Source organism: Exiguobacterium sp. E17S (assembly GCF_057772545.1).
This window is the reverse complement of sequence record NZ_JBYLRU010000022.1, coordinates 1-324: the sequence shown is the minus strand read 5'-3', so window position 1 is coordinate 324 and position 324 is coordinate 1. Positions and strand designations below refer to the sequence as shown.

Sequence of the window (324 nt, the reverse complement as noted above, 5' to 3'; positions counted from 1 at the left end):
GGAGCATCGCTGGGTAGCTACGTGCGGACGGGATAAATGCTGAAAGCATCTAAGCATGAAGCCCCCTCCAAGATGAGATTTCCCTTTGAGTAATCAAGAAAGACCCCTCAGAGACGATGAGGTAGATAGGTCACGGGTGGAAGCATGGTGACATGTGGAGCTGAGTGATACTAATCGGTCGAGGCCTTGTTCTAGCAGATGCATTGTTGATGACTTCAGTTTTGAGGGCGCGAGCCTTTCAAAAAAACGAAAAAAAGTCTTGACGTTATGTGAACATAATGTTAAGATAATAAATGTCTGGTGGCGATAGCCAAGTGGTCACAC

Annotated in this window: 1 rRNA gene; it reads left to right on the top strand. The window is 46.3% G+C overall.

What is annotated here, in order from left to right:
• A 23S ribosomal RNA gene (locus AC3B4V_RS16260) occupies nucleotides 1-194 on the top strand; the annotation flags it as partial.
• Between the last annotated feature and the right edge of the window lie 130 nt (nucleotides 195-324).